General features: G+C 67.9%; 11 protein-coding genes. 3 read left to right on the top strand and 8 right to left on the bottom strand.

Annotated elements, in window-relative coordinates; all coding sequences use genetic code 11:
- Positions 1–20 precede the first annotated feature (20 nt).
- Positions 21–1,100: a DNA-processing protein DprA gene (dprA, locus tag KOL99_RS07195; RefSeq protein ID WP_216509798.1), complete on the bottom strand. Its 1,080-nt coding sequence runs from the start codon at positions 1,098–1,100 to the stop codon at positions 21–23.
- A gap of 19 nt (positions 1,101–1,119) precedes the next feature.
- Complete coding sequence (locus KOL99_RS07200; RefSeq protein ID WP_216509799.1) at positions 1,120–2,121, bottom strand: LysM peptidoglycan-binding domain-containing protein; 1,002 nt, start codon at positions 2,119–2,121, stop codon at positions 1,120–1,122.
- Positions 2,122–2,551: 430 nt separating this feature from the next.
- On the opposite strand from KOL99_RS07200, the gene KOL99_RS07205 reads away from it, so the two are divergent.
- Positions 2,552–3,799 carry a peptidase U32 family protein gene (locus tag KOL99_RS07205; protein ID WP_216510285.1) on the top strand — a complete coding sequence of 416 codons (1,248 nt, stop codon included), beginning with the start codon at positions 2,552–2,554 and terminating at the stop codon, positions 3,797–3,799.
- On the opposite strand, the gene KOL99_RS07210 is transcribed toward KOL99_RS07205, so the two are convergent.
- The 5 genes from KOL99_RS07210 to KOL99_RS07230 all read right to left on the bottom strand — a co-directional run bounded on the left by KOL99_RS07210 (position 3,777) and on the right by KOL99_RS07230 (position 14,804).
- On the bottom strand, positions 3,777–4,745 hold the full coding sequence (locus KOL99_RS07210) for a diguanylate cyclase (RefSeq protein ID WP_216509800.1): 969 nt from the start codon (positions 4,743–4,745) through the stop codon (positions 3,777–3,779). The genes KOL99_RS07205 and KOL99_RS07210 overlap by 23 nt on opposite strands.
- A 12-nt stretch (positions 4,746–4,757) precedes the next feature.
- The gene (locus KOL99_RS07215; protein WP_216509801.1) at positions 4,758–6,545 is read right to left on the bottom strand and encodes a sensor histidine kinase; all 1,788 of its coding nucleotides are present in this window, start codon (positions 6,543–6,545) and stop codon (positions 4,758–4,760) included.
- 12 nt (positions 6,546–6,557) lie between these two features.
- Positions 6,558–7,781, bottom strand: coding sequence for a hypothetical protein (locus KOL99_RS07220; protein WP_216509802.1), 1,224 nt, complete (start codon positions 7,779–7,781; stop codon positions 6,558–6,560).
- Entirely contained in the window at positions 7,778–13,384 is a 5,607-nt protein-coding gene (locus KOL99_RS07225) for an OmpA family protein (protein ID WP_236025873.1), read from the bottom strand. Before KOL99_RS07225 ends, KOL99_RS07220 begins: the two co-directional genes overlap by 4 nt.
- 190 nt (positions 13,385–13,574) lie before the next feature.
- On the bottom strand, positions 13,575–14,804 hold the full coding sequence (locus KOL99_RS07230) for a COG1470 family protein (RefSeq protein ID WP_236025875.1): 1,230 nt from the start codon (positions 14,802–14,804) through the stop codon (positions 13,575–13,577).
- A 193-nt stretch (positions 14,805–14,997) separates the two neighbouring features.
- Between KOL99_RS07230 and KOL99_RS07235 the strand changes: the two genes are divergently transcribed.
- The gene (locus KOL99_RS07235) at positions 14,998–15,237 is read left to right on the top strand and encodes a DUF4911 domain-containing protein (RefSeq protein ID WP_216509804.1); all 240 of its coding nucleotides are present in this window, start codon (positions 14,998–15,000) and stop codon (positions 15,235–15,237) included.
- A complete protein-coding gene (locus KOL99_RS07240; protein ID WP_216509805.1) occupies positions 15,222–16,604 on the top strand; it encodes a TldD/PmbA family protein in 1,383 nt (460 codons plus the stop codon). The genes KOL99_RS07235 and KOL99_RS07240 overlap by 16 nt, the downstream gene beginning before the upstream one ends.
- 114 nt (positions 16,605–16,718) lie before the next feature.
- Here KOL99_RS07240 and KOL99_RS07245 read toward each other — a convergent pair whose 3' ends face one another.
- Complete coding sequence (locus KOL99_RS07245; protein WP_236025877.1) at positions 16,719–18,221, bottom strand: C13 family peptidase; 1,503 nt, start codon at positions 18,219–18,221, stop codon at positions 16,719–16,721.
- Positions 18,222–18,270 lie beyond the last annotated feature (49 nt).

Below are 18,270 nucleotides of genomic sequence, written 5' to 3' on the forward strand. Positions count from 1 at the left end.
CACCTGGTGTCGGTATTGGTTCAGACGACCGCGAAGCGCTTGCCGGGAAGCTGGATGATGATCCCTTTCATTTCCAAGCGAAGTAAGGTAGCGGAAACCTCGCCGGCTGTCAACGCGCACTGCACGATGATGTCGTCGATCTGCAGCGCGCCATGGCAGAGCAGGGCGTAGAGCTCGGCTTCCTGCGGGGTGAGCGGGAAGGAAGGGGGCTTTTCCAGGGGGTGCGTCGCCAGCGGCTCGATGGCAAGCTCCTCGAGGATATCCTCCACCCGTTCCACCAGCTTGGCACCCTGCTTGATGAGGCCGTTGACGCCGCGGCTGCCGGACGTGGTGACGTTGCCGGGGACGGCGAAGACCTCCCGCCCCTGCTCCAGCGCGTACTGGGCCGTGATCAGCGATCCGCTCCCCTCCCCAGCCTCGACCACCAGCACCCCCTTGGCGAGGGCGCTGATGATGCGGTTGCGCCGGGGGAAATTCTCCGGCAGCGGCGAGGTCCCCATGGGGAACTCGCTGATCAAGGCGCCTTGCTCGCACAGCGTGCGGTACAGGGTGTCGTTCTCCGGCGGGTAGATCACGTCGACGCCGCAGCCAAGAACGGCGACGCTGCGCCCGCCCGCCTTGAGGCACCCCCAGTGGCTCGCGGTGTCGATGCCGCGCGCCATGCCCGAAACGACGGTCACCCCCTGCTCGGCCAGTTCCTTGCCGAGGCGGGTCGCGGTGCACAGGCCGTACTGGGAGGCGTGCCGGGACCCGACCATGGCCACCGCGGCCTCGCTCCCGTCGAGCGACCCCTTGAGATAGAAGAAGGGGGGCGGGTCGGGTATCTGCATCAAAAGGCGCGGGTAGCGCTCCGACAGGATGTCGACCACCTGCGCGCCGCTGGTCCGCACCCGCTCGCATTCGGCCTCGGCACCGGAGCGGTGGTCGTGCTCGACGATAGAACGGGCCGCCGCCGCGCTCACCCCCTTCACCGAGGCGAGCTCGTCGAACGGGGCACTGAGGGCCTTCTCGGGGGACCCGAAATGCGCCAGCAGCCGCAGGAAGGTGACGTTGCCCACCTGCGGCACCGATTTCAGTGCGAACCAGTAGTAGTGATCCATGGGGTTACCCCCTTTGGCGTCACCTGCTCTTCTTCATCTCCACGCGGTCGCCGCGGTATATGGTGTCCACGCTCTTCACGATCACGGCGGTGGAGCTGTTCATGCCGATGTTGACCACCACCAGCGCGCCGACCACCTCGACCGGGAGCTTCTCGATCTTGGCGTTGGCATAGCGCTGGTCGGGCACCACGTCGCGCACGATGTAGAGCATGTTGCCCGGCTGCACCCCTTGCGCCTTGCCCAGGTCGAGGAAGACCACGTCGCTCACCGCCAGGGCCTGGTTCCCGGTCTGGGTCTGCACGATGTAGCCGGTCAGGTCGCGGTCGGCGGACTTGAGCGGGATGGTCAGCTTGCGCTCCTGGTAGGGAAGCAGGAAGGAGCCGGCGCTGATCTCCTGGAAAGACTTGGTGACAATGGCCTTGGAGGCCTTGTCTTCGAGTTCGGAGAGCTGCAGCTCTCCCAGCGGGACGACCTGCTGCCCGAGGATCACGTTGGTGACCGGGTGGCTCACCGGACCGATCTTCTTGAATACCTGATAACGGTCGCCGGGGTTGGCGCCATGGACGCGCCCGATATCGGTATAGACGATGTCGTCCGTGCCGGCCATCTCGCGGCTCTGGTGCAGGGAGATCACCGTCCCGGAGGGCCTCATGCCGTTCTCGATCAGGAACCCTTCGCTGCCGTTGACCGAGAAGGTCACCGGTTGCGGTTCCTCGCGCAGGTCCGGTTGTGCGGGGGTCTGGGCCGCCGGGGCGGAAGCCGGCGCCGGCTCGATCTCGATGCGGTCGGAGTAGATGCGCACCTTCTGGCCGGGATAGATGAAATGGGGATTGCCGACGGTCTGGTTGTTGGCCCAGACGTTGGGCCAGTAGTAGGGGTCCTTCAGGAAGCGCTGCGACAGCCCCCACAGGGTGTCGCCGGGAACGATGGTGTAAATGGTGGGTTGTTCCTGTGCCGCCGCGAACGGTGCGGTGGCGGTCAGGCCCAGGAAGAGCAGTGCCAGACAGAGGTGTTTTTTCATAGGCTCCTTTAGGGGCACGAATCGCCCCACCCTCCTCCTCGCCCTTACCCCGCGGCGAGGCGTGCAAAGTGATACAGCGCTCATGACATTGGTAACCAGATCAGCGGCCAGCCATTCATTAGTTTTCGGGACGCGTTTTCAGGAAAAAGCCGGAAATGGGCGCCGGATAAGCTCCTGAAACCGCGAGCTTAGCTGGCCCATCTTTTGGACTTGCAACCCTTGGTGCCGAAAAAAATTTAACATAATTAAAGCCTTTTGCCTATCAATGTCAAGGGGAAAGCGCCTTTGGGGGGTTCCCTTAGCCGCCCGGTGTATGCTAGGTTGTCCCGGTGTACGGGCGCGCCGCTTGAGCGGAAAGGCGAACCGGCGGCGAAGCGCCGACAAGGAGCATGGTTTGACTGGTGACGGGAAGGAGCTGGAGAAGTTGGGGATGGCTGAGCTACCGCACGAGCGGGTGGCACGCCCGAGGGTGAAACCGGAGCTGCTGGCGCCCGCCGGCAACATGGAGAAATTGAAGGTGGCGATCCGCTACGGCGCGGACGCCGTGTACCTGGGCGGCAAGGCGTTCGGGCTCAGGAACCTGGCGGGCAACTTCACCCGCATCGAGCTCGACGAGGCGGTGTCCTACGCGCACGCGCACGGGGTGAAGGTCTACCTCACCGTCAACGCCTTCGCCGACAACGATGATCTCCCGGCCCTGGAGCGCTACCTGTGCGAGGTGGCCGACATCCCCTTCGACGCCTTCATCGCCGCCGACCCCGGCGTGGTGGCCCTGTTGGCCGAGCGCTGCCCGGGGCGCGACATCCACCTCTCCACCCAGGCCAACACCACCAACTGGCGCGCCGCCCGCTTCTGGCAGGCCCAGGGTGTGAAACGGGTGAACCTCGCCCGCGAGATGTCCCTGGACGCGATCAGGGAGACGGCGCAGCGCTGCGACCTGGAGCTCGAGGTCTTCATCCACGGCGCCATGTGCATCTCCTACTCGGGGCGCTGCCTGCTCTCCTCGGCGATGACCGGGCGCGACGCCAACAAGGGTGAGTGCACCCAGCCCTGCCGCTGGAACTACTCCATCGTCGAGGAGACCCGCCCCGGCGAGTACTTCCCGATCCACGAGGACGAAAGCGGCACCTTCATCTTCAACTCCAAGGATCTCTGCCTGATCGAGCAGCTTCCCGCGCTGGTGGAGTGCGGCGTCGATTCGCTGAAGATCGAGGGGCGCATGAAGGGGATCTACTACGCGGCAAGCGTGATCCGGATCTACCGCGAGGCGCTGGACCGCTACTGGGAGGACCCGCAGGGATACCGGCTCAAGCCGGAGTGGCTCGAGGAGCTGGCCAAGGTGAGCCACCGGGGCTACACCACCGGCTTTCTGCTCGGCAAGCCGCGCGACGTGGACCACGAGTACCTCTCCTGCTACGTGCGCACCTTCGAATTCGTCGCGCTGGTGGAAAAGGAGGTGGAGGGGGGGGTCCAGGTGGTGGTGCGCAACCGGCTCCAGGCCGGCGATGTCCTCGAGCTGATCGGGCAGGGCGCCCATTTCACCCGCTTCACGCTGTCCGCCATGACCGACCTGGACGGGGTCCCGCTCACCGTGGCCCACCCCAACCAGCACGTGGTCCTAACCGGGGTGACCGGCGCCGGCGAGTTCGACCTGATCAGGCGGGAGAAGACGGCGTAGCCCCCCCCGCCACCACACGGTTCTTGCCGCTGTTCTTGGCCTGGTACAGGTACTGGTCGGCACGTTCCAGGAGCGCCTGGGCCTCGCCGCCGTCCTCGGGGAAGGAGGCCACCCCGACGCTCACGGTGACCCGCCCCAGGGGCTGGCTCTCCCTTCCCGCGAAGGGATGCGCGGCCACCCGCGCCCGCATCTCCTCGGCCGCCTTCACGGCACCTTCCTTCCCCGTTTCCGGCAAGAGCAGCACGAACTCCTCACCACCGTAGCGCGCGGCGACGTCGCAGGCCCTCGAGTGGGACATGACGATCTGGGCCAGCCCCTTGAGGAGCCGGTCACCCTCGGGGTGGCCGTGGGTGTCGTTGTAGTGCTTGAAGTTGTCCACGTCGAAGAAGATCAGGCTGCAGCGCTTGTCGAAGCGCTTGGAGCGGGCCACCTCCTGCGCGAAGGCCTCCTGGAAATAGCGGTGGTTGTACAGCGAGGTGAGGCCGTCGCGCACCGCCACCTCCTTGAGCGCCTGGTTCGCCTCCTGCAGTTCCCGGTTGGCCTTGGTCAACTGTTCCAATAACTTGCGGTTCTGCGCAACCAGGCGCGCCTTCTCAGCCGCCCTCCCCGCCACCGCCGAGATCAGGTCCAGGCTCTCGAACGGCTTCACCAGGTAGTCGTAGGCGCCGGCCCGCAGCGCCGTGAGCGCGCTGTCCAGCGAGGCGTGGCTGGTCATGATCACCACCTGGGTGTCCGGGTTGTGACTCTTGATCTCGTTCAAGAGCTCGATGCCGCTCATGCCGCCCATCCTGATGTCGGTGATCACCAGCTGGTGCGAGCCGGCCCGGAACGCCTCCAGCGCCTCCTCCCCGCTGGCCGCCTCGGAGACGGTGAACCCGTCCGCCGAAAGCACCTGCGACACCACGCTTCTCAAGGTCTCCTCGTCGTCGACGACTAACAGATCCATGTCCGTCCTCCCCTATGCCGCGTTGGCCGCGGCGGGAGGGGGGAGGGTGATGATGAAGGTCGTCCCCACCCCCTCCTCGCTCTCAAGGCGGATTTCACCGCCGTGGTCCTTGACGATGCCGTAGCTTACCGATAGCCCGAGTCCCGTCCCCTGCCCGGCCGGCTTGGTGGTGAAGAAGGGATCGAAGATCTTGGCCTGGATCTCCTTGGGGATCCCCGGGCCGTTGTCGGAAACCCGCAGCTCCAGCCCCCCCTGCTCCAGCCGGCGCGCCGAGAGCCGCACCAGCCCCGCCGTCCCCCCCATGGCCTGTTGGGCGTTGATCATCAGGTTCATGAGCACCTGCTGCAGCTGGTTCGCGTTGCCGCGGCAGGCGTGAAGCCCCGGCTCCACCTCGTGCTCCACCTTGACGCTGTTGATCCCCAGCTGGTGGTCGACGATGGCCAGCGCGTCGGCGACCACCTGGGCCAGGTCCACCTCGGCGAACTCCACCTGTTCCTGCCGGGCGAACTTCAAGAGGTTCTCGATGATGGTCTTGCAGCGCTTGGTCTCCTTCTCGATGATGTGCAGGTTCTTCTCCAAGGGATTGCCGCTCTCCACGCCGCGCAGGGAGAGCTGGGTGATGCCGAGGATGCCGGCGAGCGGGTTCTTCACCTCGTGGGCGATGCCGGCGCCGAGCGCGCCGAAGGCCGCCATCTTCTCGGACTGCACCAGCTGCCCGTAGAGGTCCTTCAGGGCCTGCTCGCGCTGTTTCAGTTCCGCCGCCATCCGGTTGAAGGAACCGGCCAGGGCGCCGATCTCGTCGCCGGAAACCGCCGGCACCTCGATCTCGAAGCGCCCCTGCCCGACCATCCTGGTCGCCTCGGAGAGCTTCTCGATGGGGCGGGTGAGCCGTCGCGACCAGAACTGGCTCAGGAGCGCCGCGCCCCCAAGGAGAACCAGGGAGAGGACCAGCAGGTCCGCCAAAAGTGCTCGGGAGGTGAGGAAGGCCGCGCTTTTCGGGATCTGCACCCCCACGGTGATCCCCCCCACCTCGGTGCGGGAGAAACCTCCCACCATGGCGCGGTCGCCGTTTTGGTACTCGAGGGTAAGGCCGCTCAGGCGCGGGGTGCCCCGCACCTTGCCCCACCACCCGGTCCTCGGCGGCTGCCCGATCCTGGCCCGGTCGGCGTTCGCCAGGTAGTTGCCGCAGGCGTCGATCAGGAAGGTATCGAAGACCCGGGAGCGGCTCGCCAGGCGCTGCAGCCGGTCCAGGCGGATCACGCCGGAGGCCACCACCGGTTCCTCACCCGTGGCGGCGGGCTCGGCGATGGTGAGGGTCAGGGTGGGGAGCCCGGGGGCGACCGTGGAGAGCTCGAGGCGTGGCCCCGTCCCCGGCGCGGGCGGGGGAAGCGGGTGGCTTTCGCGGTAGGAGAGCAACTGCTCCGGGGTGACCCCGGCGGTCGCCAGCGCCCCCTGGTCGTAGACGTTCTGCTCGCCGTCGGGGCCGCTGCGGCTCACCATGACGAACTCGCCGAACTCCTCGAATAGCCCCTGCAGCGCCTGCTCGCGCCCCCCCATCTCCTGGTCCCCCATCAGCCGCGAGAAGAGCCTCAGTTTCTCGGTGTACCCCGCCACCAGGGTGTTGGCCTCCTCGGCGCTGTGCAGCACCATGGTCGAGGTGAGGTCGTGGATGTAGGCGGTCTTGTCGGCCTGGAACAGGTTCGCCATGGTGAAGGTGATGAGACTCAGCACCACCGAGACCACCAGGAGCTGTGAGAGCAGCATCTTGAACCTGAGCGGGAACTTCAGTCTGCTTCGCATGTAAGCCCTCCCCTATTCTTTGCCGTACACCACCCGCGAGGCGTAGCTCGCGTTACCCGCCTCGTCGACCGCCTCGACCCTGATCAGGTTGACCCCGGAGCTGAGCTCGATCTCGCGACTGAAGCTGCCGTCCTCGGCCATGGTGGCCGCCGCCCCGTTCACGTAGACGCTGGAGCCGGGCTGACACCTGCCGGCCAGGCGGAAGCCCCCCACGCCGATCGTCGTCGGCGGGAAGTCGACCTGAAGCCGCGGCGGGTTCAACAGCTGCAGCAGCCGGCAGCGCCCGGTCCTGCTGAAGGGGCCTTCCCTCCCCTCCTCGATGCGGCTCACCCGCCAGTAGTAGTTCCCGGCCTCCAGGGTCCCCGCGTCGAGCTCGGCCCCGTTCACCCTGCTGTCCATGAGCACCTTCCGGAAGCGAGGCTCGTCGGAGAGCTGGAAGTGGTACACCCCTTCGCCGCCGGTCCAGTTGAAGCGGACCTTGGGAGGGAGCTGGCGGAAGCGGTAGAGCAGGTTCTCGTTCTTAAGCCTCGGTGCGCCCGGCAGGGGAAGCGCCGGCCCCACCGGCACCCCGCGCCTGAGCGTCACGCCAAAACGGGCCGGAACCCGGATCACCCGGTCCTCTCCCTGGACCCGCACCTCGCCGGCAAGGACCGTGAGGCTGGAGGCGTTGTCGCCGAGCGGGGTGAAGCTGAAGCGCGATGCTCCCGGCACGACCCGGGCCAGGTGCCCGGCGGTGGCAACCTCGAGGCGCACCCTCTTGGCCGAGGAGAACGTGCCGCGCAACTCCCCCTCCACGTGCACCCGGTACGACCGCGGTCCCCCCTCCAGCGTCTCGTTCAGGCGGGTCACCACCACCATGGAGTTACTCCCCATGGCGAGGGCGTCACCGGGGGCGAAGGAGATGGTGGCGCCGGAACGGTCGAAGGTCTGCACCGCGTCGCGGTTGTACAGGATCATCCCCTCGCTGGCGTCACCCCACGCCACGGAATCGCCGCGCCGGCAGCGGACGTCGCGCACCAGGGACTGCAGGGCCGCCTCGGGGCGCTTGGCGCCGCCGCGCGCCAGGGGAGAGCGTTCGCCCGAATCGGCGACCAGCTCCTTGATCGGGGTCCCCGAGGGGAACACGGCGAACAGGAACAGGATGAAAAGCCAGAAGAGCGCGAGGACGAGCAGGAGCGCGAGCGCCGTCTCGGCCGCCACCCCGAGGAGCCTTCTCAGGCGGTCCCGGGCGCTCATGGCGGCACCTCCGTCGGCGCGACCAGCTGCTTCTCGGAGCGCAGCCGCAGGTTCAAGAGCTTGGAGCACCCGGCGCCGTTTCGGACCACCATCCCCAGCACCCGGTCCCCGCTCCCCAGCGGGACGTCGAGGGCGAAGGCGCCCAGCGGGGTGCGGGGGAGTTCGCGGCCGTCCAGTTCGATCCGCTCCCCTTCTCCCGTGCGGCCCGAGAGCCGGCAGAAGATGGCGCCGTCCGGGGAAACCGTGACGCCGGAAACGGTCGCGCCGTAGCGGACCAGGACAAAGCGGTCGGGCTGCGCCACGGTCAGCTCCGGGAGCGGGAGCTCGGTGGCCAGGAACCTCCCGCGCGAGTCCCCCATCTCCACCTTGAGTCGGGCGGTCTCCCCGGGGACGGAGGTCTCGTAGCGCCCGAGAGGGTCGACCGGGACATCGCGCCCGTTGATGACGACGAAGGGGCGGGTCCGGTACCGGTCGTCGGGGTCGGTCGGGCGCAGTTGCTGGTAATCACCCTTCAGCTCCACCCGGCGGTTCAGCCGGCGCCCCGGCGTGGTGGCGTTGTCCGCGACCGGCCTGGACTTGCCGAACCAGCGCCGCAGCAGGCGGGACGGGGCGATCCCCTCCACCCGCACCAGGTAATCGGCGGCGGCGTCGCAGCGCCGTTTCGAGAGGGCCATGTTGTACTCCACGCCGCCGATGCCGTCGGTGTGCCCCTCGACGATCACCTGCTCGTCCGGATGCTCGCGCAGCACGCGAGCCGCCCCGGTCAGGAGACGCTTGGCCTCGGTGGTCAGGAGCGCCTTGTCGAAGACGAAGGCTCCGCCGGCCAGGGTCAGCAGCACGGCCTCGCGGCGGTTGACCCCGAAGAGTTCCCGGCCCGTGCGGAACACCGAGCCGTCCAGGTAGGTGACCTGGAGCTGGCTTTGGTAGATCTCCCCCCGCTCGACCCGGCTCCGGTCCGTTTTCCCCTCCCAGGCGACCCGTTTGGGGGGTGCGCCGTTGCCGCCGATCTTCCGGATCTCCTCGCCGGCGCGGTTCAGGAAGGTGACGCTCCAGGAGCGGACCTGGTCCGGCTCGTCGACGCTGGTCAAAAGCCGCAGCGGTTCCGCGAAGCGTCCCCCCTTCAGATCGAGCGAGGCGAGCCGTTCCCGGGACAGGCTGACCGCGGTGGACGGAAGCCGGGCCGCCTCGCCGTTCACCAGCAGGGTGAAGAGTTCAGCGCTGCCGGACAAGAGCAGCGGCTCGTCCAGGCGCTCCAGGGTCACCAGCACGGCGGGGACCAGTTCCGGTTCGGGGTCCGGGAGGGGTGCCGCCAACGGCGCCGGGGGTGGCGGAGGGGGCGGCGGCACCTTGGCGGCGGCGGACTCGAACATGTCCTCGTCGAACTTCACCTTGATGCCGAAGAAGGGGCCCTGCCCCTGGTAGCTCTCGCCGGTCAGGTCGCGGTCGTCCAGCCGCGCGTAGTTGTAGCCGGCCGACACGACCACGTTGCGGTAGACCCGGTACCCGGCGCTGCCGACCGCGCCGAGCGAGTGCATCCCCGCGTCGTACTGGTTCAACAGCTTCAGGTAGGCGGACAGCTCCCAGCGCTCGGCGAGGTCGTAGGAGAGGCCCGCCAGGACCAGGTCGGTGTAGCTGTTCCAGCCCCCCCCGGTCCCCTCGGACCAGCTCACCTTCCCGGCGTACTTCCCCTGCGCGGTCCAGCGGCTCACCAGGCGGTAGGTGGGCTCCGCCGAGACGATCACGCTGCGGCTGTCCGGTGCGCCCGGCAGCGTCCCCCGCCGATCCACCTTGTAACGCACCAGGGAGAGGAGATGGAGCGGGTTCCCCGCCAGGGGGCGGAAGGCGCCGCCCACGTAGCTGTCCACGGTGACGTCGTTGCCCGCGTCGGCGTCGCGATCCCAGAGGGAAACCTTGCCCAAAAGGGTGAACGAGGGGGTCAGGCGGTAGGCCGCGTGGGCGCCGTAGAGCGAGGCGGTCTCGCCGGGACCGGTGCGGATCTCGTAACGGCCGGTGAGTTTTACGTCGCGGGCACGCAGGTATTCGCCGGCCAGGGTGAAGGCGGTGCGGGTCCCATCCGCCCCCTGCACCGTCTGCAGCCGCTCGAAGCTCGAGTTCAAGAAGAGTCCCTGCGCCACACGGTAGCGGCTGTTAAGCCCCAGGACCGCCTCCCCCCGCTCGCCGGAGAGGGAGTTTTCCAGCTGGTAGCCGGTGCGGGAGGCGAGGCTGAAGCCGTCCGTCTCGACCAGCTTGCTGTGCAGGTCGACGTTACTTTGCTCGGTGTTGCCGAGGACGCCGCTGGACAGGCTGTAGCCGGTGGTTACGCGCATCCGTTCGGAGAGCCTGCTCTCCAGGCCAAAAAGCGTGGCGTGCCGGATCAGCGGGGAGCCCTCCTGGTACTCCTCGGTGACGAAGGCCTTGGTCCGGTCGCTCAGGCGGTAGTCGAGCTTCAGGAAGGTCTTGGACTGGTATTCCGGGATGGTGGAGGCGAAGAGGAGCTGCTCGCGGCGCAGGGTCGCGTCGAGCCTCGGGGTGAGGCTTCCCTTGACGCCGCCGTAGACGAGGTCCGAGTCGCCGTTCTTACCATCCTTTTCCTGGCTCACGAGCTTCACCCCGGCTTCCGCGTCGAGGAGGGTGAACCTGCGGGTCGCCCCCACCTGGTTCCCGACCAGCCTGCGCCCGGCGATCTCGTCGCGCTGCACGAAGCTCTCCGCGAAGAGCCGCGTGTCGCCGGGGGCGCGGTAATCGAGCCGGCCGCCAAACTTCTCGGTGCCGGTCTCGTTGCCGCTCATGGACGGGTTGAAGAAATCCGCGTCAACCTTCCGGTAGTAAAGCCCGAGGGAGAGGGGCTCGATCGGTCGCAGGGTGAGGTCGGTCTTCCAGGCGCTCCCCCGTCCCTTGTCCAGGCTCTCGCTGACCGCCCCCTCCCCCTTCACGGTGAGCCAGGAGCCGAGGCGCCAGCCGGCATCGAGACCGTAGAGGGACGTGTCCTTGCCGGCGTGCTCCTCGACCACCGCGGTGCCTCCGAGCCAGGAGCCCTGGTCGGTGCGGTACTGGGCCCGTCCGCCGTAGACGTAGCGTTGCTCGCCCCCCCCCAGCCCCTGGTAGGTGACCACGATGGTGACCGGGTTCAGGAACTGGTCCAGCGAGGGTACCGGCTCCTTGAAGAGGATGGTCCCCGCCAGGTAATCGATGGAGTAGTCGGCGTAACGGACCTTCTCGGTGATGGAAAGGACCCGCTCCGAGTGGTAGCGATCGCGCACCTCGATGCGGACCCGCTCGCTGTTCTCGAAGACGGGCTTTCGGGACAACAGGTAGTATCCGGAGGTGCCGTCGCCGTGGATCTCGTCGCGGATGATGGCCTCCTCGGTGCGGCTTTCGAACCCTTTGGCGGTGAGGTGGTCCCGGTTCACCTCGAATTTCACGCCGTTCAGGGCGCGGTCGTAGCGGGAGAACTCGTTCTCGGAGAGGTCGGTGCGGTAGTCGCCCGCCATGAGGTGGGAGCGGCCGGACTCGACCTTGAGGAAGAGTTTCCCCCTGGACTGGGCGTCGTAGCCGATGTCGCTGGCGTCGCCGTAGACCGGGTAGTACTTCTCCGGGTCGATGGCCTGGAAGACCCCGTCGCGGCGCTCCTTGTCCGAGTCGTAGGCGGCGGTGAGCCGGTAGTCGCCCAGGAGGGTGCCGCGGGTGTAGAAGGCGAGACGCTCCTCGTGGAAAACGCCCGCGTCGCCACCGGCCTTGGCGCCCACGGTGGCGCTGCCCAACCCGACCAGGAGCCAGTCGGCGGGGTGGTCCGGGCGCGCGGGGGGCACCGCAGCGGAGGGAACCAGGGGAGCCGTCGGAGCGACCGGCGTGGGGGGCGCAGCGCCCGCGGCGCCGGCGTCCGGGGGAGATGGCGCGGCGGGTGCCGCCACCAGGGCGAAGTCGCCCCGCGCCGGGCCGCCGAAGGGGACCGTCACGAACTGCGACCACCCCACCCCGGCGAAGGCGGTATTGTACGGCAGCGGGCGCAGCGCGGGATCCAGGGTGCCGCGGTCCACCTTCAAGACGTGGTCGCCGGAAGCGACCCCGGTGAAACTGTACTTCCCCTCGCCGTCGCTGAACACGTAGGAGCCGTCCTCCAGGTAGATCCTGACCCCGGGCTCGCCCGGCTCATGGGGATCGGGCACGCCGTTGCCGTTACTGTCCCGGAAGATCCTTCCCATGATCACCGCCTTGTCCCCCAGGATGGAGGGGCGCACCTTGATGGCCGCGCTGGCCGGAGGCGAGATGCTGGCACTCCCGGCCTGGGTGACCCCTGAGGCCCGGGCCCAGTTGACGCTGGTCCCGACGGGGACTTCGGCGGAGAGGACCAGCCGGTAGGAAAGTACCTTCACCGCGCCGGGCGCCATGCTCCCCGTGTCCCAGCTCAACTGCCGCGACGCTCCCACCGGGTCGGCGACGGCGAAGCCGTCCAGGTGGCTCGATCCCTTCAGGTAGCGGAAGCCCCGGGGGATCCGGTCCTCCACCGTGACGTGTTCCAAAAGCGCCGCCCCGACGTTCTCCACCCGCACGGTGTAGGCCACGATGTCCCCCGCCTCGGCCACGGCGCTGCCGGCCTGCTTGGTCACCACCAGGGCGCGGGCGAGCACCGTGTTGAAGGTGCTGTTGCTGAGAACGGGCGTGCCGCTCAGGCTGCTGGTGACGCCGGCGGTGTTGACGATGGGGGCGTTGCCGGGAGCGTCCGCTCGCACGGCGGCGCGAAAGGTGACCGTGCCGCTATACCCCGCCGGGACGGTCGGGATGTCGAAGCGCAGCGACCGGCTCCCCGCGTCATAGCTCACCGCGCCGGAGAGGCCATCGGGGAGGACGGCGCTGCCGGGCTGGTACTCGAGAAGCTCATCCAGGGGGTCCACCACCAGCACCCCGGAGACGGGTGCGGCCCCACCGTTTCTGAGCGCGAGTCCAAAGGAGAGCACGGCGCCGGGCAGGACCGCGCCCTCCGGGCTCACGCTCTTCAAAACGGTGACGCTCCCGGGGACGGGAACCTGCAACTGGTCGTTGACACTGCTGTTGCGGGCGGGAACCAGTACCGAGGTCGCCGACACCACGATGCTCGTCACCCTCCCCTCGCTCCCCGCGGCGGGCACGGCGCGCAGCACCAGGTCCACCGAGGCGCCGGCGGGGACGGGCCCGACGACCTGGATTCCCCCGGGGCCGGTCGGCACCGGCGTCACGCCGTCGCCCTGGTAGAAACGCAAGGCCGGCGCGGGCCCGCTCTCGGTCACCCCCTGGGGGAGCAGCGCCTTCACCTGGAAGCTGTCGGGGAAGTTCCCCCTGTTGGTCAGGACATGCTGAAAATCGACGGGAACGCCCACCTTCGCCGTCGCGGTCCGGGGTGGGACCAGCTCAGGGTCCGCCAGGTCCTTGATCGTTATCTGGGTCAGGTTGGAGCGGACCTGACGCGGGGCGGGAGTCGCGAAGCGGGCGGCGAAATCGTGGCTGATCACGGTCCCGGAAGGGGTAAGGGAGAGCGCGGCGGCGGGAAGGGCGAGCGTGAGTGCCATGCCAAGGAGGCATGCCAGGACCAGTTCCCCCCCCATCTTGCGCCATCCCGGGACCGTCATCACTTTCCCCGATCAATGTAGTACCTGCTTACCCAAGATCTTCCACTAGTCCCCTCTCCCCCCGGGAGAGGGTGCCCGAAGGGCCGGTGATGGCCGGTTTCACGCGCCAATCCCCTCACCCTAGCCCTCTCCCAGAGGGAGAGGGGATTTAGGATGTCTGCAGCGGAGGATCAGGCCTCATCTTGATGCGTTATTGGACCTGCGCCTTGAAGTACAGGTAGATGGTCTTGCCGGGCGCGAGGGTGCCGCCGCTGGAAACCGTGGCTCCCTCGCCGAGCTGCGCGATGACGCTCCCGTCCGCGATCCTGGCCTGTCCGCATTCCGCCGCGGCGCAGGGGGCCCCCGCGCCGGTGGAGGCGAGGGACAGCAACAGCGAGTCGGGTGCGACCACGAGGCCGGCGGGGATCGGGCTGTCGATGCTGACCGAGGTCGCCGGGGCGGAGCCTCCGTTGGTGACGGCCATCCGGTACTGAAGCAGGTCCCCCGGGACGGCCTCGGCGTTGGCCGCGAAGATCCCCCCCCTGGTGAGGTTGCGCACCCCTTCGGTAAGGAATACCGCGGCCGCCACCACGGTGGTGGTGACCTGGTCGGTCCCGTTCGCACCGGTGCCTGATACGGCGAGGAGCGACTCGCCGCGCGCCCCGTCGCCACCCGCCTCGGGGACGGTGACCGCCAGGAAGAAGCGGTAGGAGGCTCCCGGCGCCAGCGTCCCGGTTCCCAGGCAGCCGTGGCTCTCCCCGGACTGGCGTACCCCGTCGCCGGCGATCCCTCCCCCGGCGCCGTCGTCGGCGAAGAGCTCTCCCCTCCAGCCGCTTGCCATGGTGACGGTGAGGGCGAAGGCGTTATCGCCGTTACCGACGTTTTTCACCGTGTACGGGTAGTTGACCACGGTGCCGGGTGCGCCGGAGCCGTCCGGCGGCGCCGAGACGGTGACCGCGGCGGTCTGCACGCAGGCGACGGTCTCGGTCTTCACCTGGTCGGTCGCCTGCGGGTCGCCGATGGAGAGCGCGGTCACGGCGACGCGGTAGCTCGCCCCCAGGGTGAAGGTGGTCGGGTTCACCCGGACCAGCAGCGCCAGCGACTCACCTGGCGCCAGGGGTGCGCTCAGATATCCCGAGCCGGACAAGGCGCTGGCCAGGTCGGCGCCGGTGGCGTCGAGGTAGCTGACGGTGATGGCGCCGCCGCTTCCCGGAGCGGTGAGCAGGAAGCGGTCCGGCTGGTCACCCGCATTCTTCAAGAGCACCCGGAACTGGGCCGGGAGCCCCGGGTAGGAAGGCTGGGAGCGCGATTGCACGGTGGCGGTGCTCTCGTAGATCCCCTCGCCGATGTAGGCGGCGTCGGTCTCGCTGGCGAGGCGGACCATGAGGTCGGGGCGGCCCGCGGCGAAGGCCCCGTTTCCCATGAAGAACAGGAAAAACAAAACGCAGCAGAGCTGCGCAAGCCGTCGGGACAGGGTCTTAGGGGATACCGGGAATTTATTAGAATCAACTAATATCATGGCTTAGAAAATATCAGACGGTGGCGCATAGGCAACCGGAGGGAAAGAAAATTTGTCTTTTGTACGCCCAGATGGTATGTACGAAAACCGGGCCGAAGGGCCCGAGGGAGGAATGATGGATACCGCCAACCGCTACTACCAGCTGGCCAACCGCGACATCGTGTACATGAAATACATCCTGGAGGCCCACGAAGGGCTCACCATGATGAGCACCATCGACGGCAAACGGGGCATCGTGCGGGTCAACTACCCGGTCTGCTTCGCCGCCGAGGTGGACTCCATGATGCATGCGCTGGCGCAGGAAATAGAGGTCACCGAGGTGACCGAGGCAGGTGAGCCGTGCTCGAAAGCGTAGACGCCGCTGCGATCTTGAAACGGGCCCTCGCCGCCGGCGGCGAGTTCGCCGACATCTACTACGAGGACGGCGCCTATACCTCGGTCACCTGCGAGGACGGCAAGGTGGAGCGGGTGCTGTCGGCGACGGACCGCGGCATCGGGATCCGCGTCATTTCGGGCTTCTCGACCGCCTACGCCTACACCAACCAGCTGAGCCTGGACTCCCTTCTGGAACTTGCCGAGACGGTGAGCCGCGGCGTGCGCGGCGGGGTGCCCCATCCCGATTTCAACCTCTGCGCCCCGAGGTCGGCGGGCGGGTGCGCGGCGGCCATCCCCCCCGACCAGGTGGAGCTGGTGCGAAAGGTCGCGCTGGTGACCCGCGCCGACCGCGCCGCACGCGGCTTCGATCCGCGCGTCCGGCAGGTGCTCGCGGTGTACCGCGATGCCCGGGTCAAGACCCAGAGTGTCAATTCGCTGGGGGAGTTCCACGAGGAGAGTTCCTGCTCCACCGTGTTCATGACCCAGGTCGTGGCGCAGGACGGCACGGTGACCCAGACCGGGTACGAGCCGGTGGGTGCCGCCCGGGGCTTCGAGCTCTTCGACGAGTTTCCACCCGAGGAACTGGCGCTGCGGGCAGCGGCACGCGGCGTGATGATGCTCGGGGCCAGGAAATCACCGGCGGGGCAGTTCCCGGTGGTCCTCTCCAGCGAGGCGGGGGGAACCATGGTGCACGAGGCGATCGGCCACGGGCTGGAGGCGGACCTGGTCCAGGCGGGGAGTTCGGTGTATCGGGGGAGGATCGGCGAGCAGGTCGCCTCCGGGCTGATCACGGTCGTCGACGATGCCACCATCCCGTACGCGCGCGGCTCTTTCGGCTTCGACAGCGAGGGGACGCCGGCACAAAAGACGGTGCTGGTGGAAAACGGCATCCTCAAGGGTTACCTGTACGACCGGCTCTCGGCCCTTAAGGAGGGGTGCGCGTCCACCGGCAACGGCCGACGCGAGTCCTACCGCAACCGCCCCATCGTGCGTATGACCAACACGCTGATCGCTCCGGGGAAGAGCGATCCGGCCGATATCTTGAGGAGCGTGTCCGACGGTCTTTTCGTGAAGCGCATGGGGGGTGGTCAGGTCAACACGGTGAACGGGGACTTCGTCTTCGAGGTGACCGAGGGGTACCTGATCGAGAACGGCGCCATCGGCGAGCCGGTCCGGGGGGCGACCCTGGCGGGGAACGGCCCACAGGTGCTGCGGCAGATCGCCATGGTGGGGAACGATCTCGGTTTCGGCATCGGCACCTGCGGCAAGGACGGCCAGGGGGTGCCGGTCTCCGACGCGCAGCCGACGCTCCTCATCCCCGCCATCACCGTCGGCGGCGCGCGCTAGACAAAGACCGGTCAGGCTGATCTTCCGCCGTTGGTAATTCCCTCTCCCCCCGGGGAGAGGCCAGGGTGAGGGGGTTGGCGCGGGCAACCTCCCTCACCCGCCCCGGGGCACTACCTACTTTGCTTTCCGCTGTTCCAGCTCCTTTTGCAGCCGCTTCAGCACCGGCCAGATCTCCTTGCCGGCCCAGATCTGGGGGTTGGAAGGGGTCTCGCCCCGCTCCTCCTCCCATTTCCTGATGGTGTCGCGACTCTTCTCGAAGGCATCGGTGAAGCTGAAGGTCCCCCGCAGCGCATCCCCCACGAAGGCCTCCCCGAACCAGGTGTAGTTCTCCCCGAAGCCGCAGCCGAACGACTCGTGGGTCGCGTCAGCGGCGGTGATGACGAGGCTGCCGTCGTCCTGCAACGGCTGGATGAACCCTCCCGAGAAACAGGCAGAGACCACCACCACCTTGTACCTGATCCCCGCCTTGCGCAGCATGCGCCGCAGCGACTCGGGCGTCACCTGCTTCAGCTCCAGCGGAGCGTTGCTCACCTCGAGCTCCTGGTCCCTGGAGCCGTGCGAGCTGAGGTAGAGGAAGAGCACGTCCTCGTCGCGGTTCATCACCTCGCCCACCCGCACCAGGGCCCGCTCGAGGTTGCCCACGGTGGCGAAGGGGAGCGTGGTGGCGCTTTGCGGGTTGTTGACCAGCAGCACGGAACGCCCAGCGGTCCCGAAACGGGTGTCGAAGAGCTGCCGGGTCGCGCTCAGCTCCTTCAGGAAGACATCCTGCGAGGCGTCCCCGGCGAACCCGATGAAGTAGAGGTCGCTGTGGCCAGGACGCCCCGGGAGCAGGGCGCCGAGTTGGTCGTTGAGGAGGTGGTCCTGGGCGGTGAGCACCTGGTCGGTGAGGGAGAGCTCTCCGCTCTCGTTCCCCCCCTCGTTGCTCACCCAGAGGTCGCCGCGCTGGTAAAAGTACAAGGGGGGACCCAGCAGCACCAGGAACAGCAAGACGAGTTCGAGCCGGCGGTGCCAACCTCCCGGGCGCGCCAGACGCAGCAGGAAGACGAGCGAGGCCGCCAGCCACCAGCCGAAGAAGCGGTAGTAGTGCGGGGCGGCGAGGTGATCGGAGAGCCCCTCGAAGGGGCGCCACTGGGCGAGCCACTCCAAGAGGCCGTGGCAGAGCTCGATGGGAATGCTGAAGGCGACCAGCGCGCAGACCACGCCGACCAGCGCGGAGGGGCGCCGCAGCAGCCGCTGCGCCGCGACCCCGAAGAGCAGGAACAGTGGAAGGTAGAACAGGAAATACGGGATGGAAGAGTACGAGAAACTTCCGCCGCGCCCGACCAGCAGCAAGGAGACCAGCAGGTTCAGCACCAGGTCGGCGAGCACCAGCAACACCAGGCTCGCCGGGGTTGAATCGAGCGTTTCGAAGCCGGAGCGCAGGAAGAATGCGCCGCGCAGACCGCCGTAAAGGTCTAATCGGAGATGGGACAGAACGCTCCTCGGCGTGACCGGGTCCGGTGGTGTTGCATGGTTCAAGCCGTCCTCGTCGGCGCGGGCGGCGGCGCCGGCCGTTGTTGCGGCGGGTGATTCGGTAGGGCTGGTCGGTGTCATGTCGGTGGGGTGATCCTCATTCATGGTCGTGCATCATACCACGACGGCGCCGGTTTGGAAGAGTCTTTAACAT

Origin of the sequence: Geomonas azotofigens, from assembly GCF_018919395.1 — a bacterium.
Lineage (GTDB): Bacteria > Desulfobacterota > Desulfuromonadia > Geobacterales > Geobacteraceae > Geomonas > Geomonas azotofigens.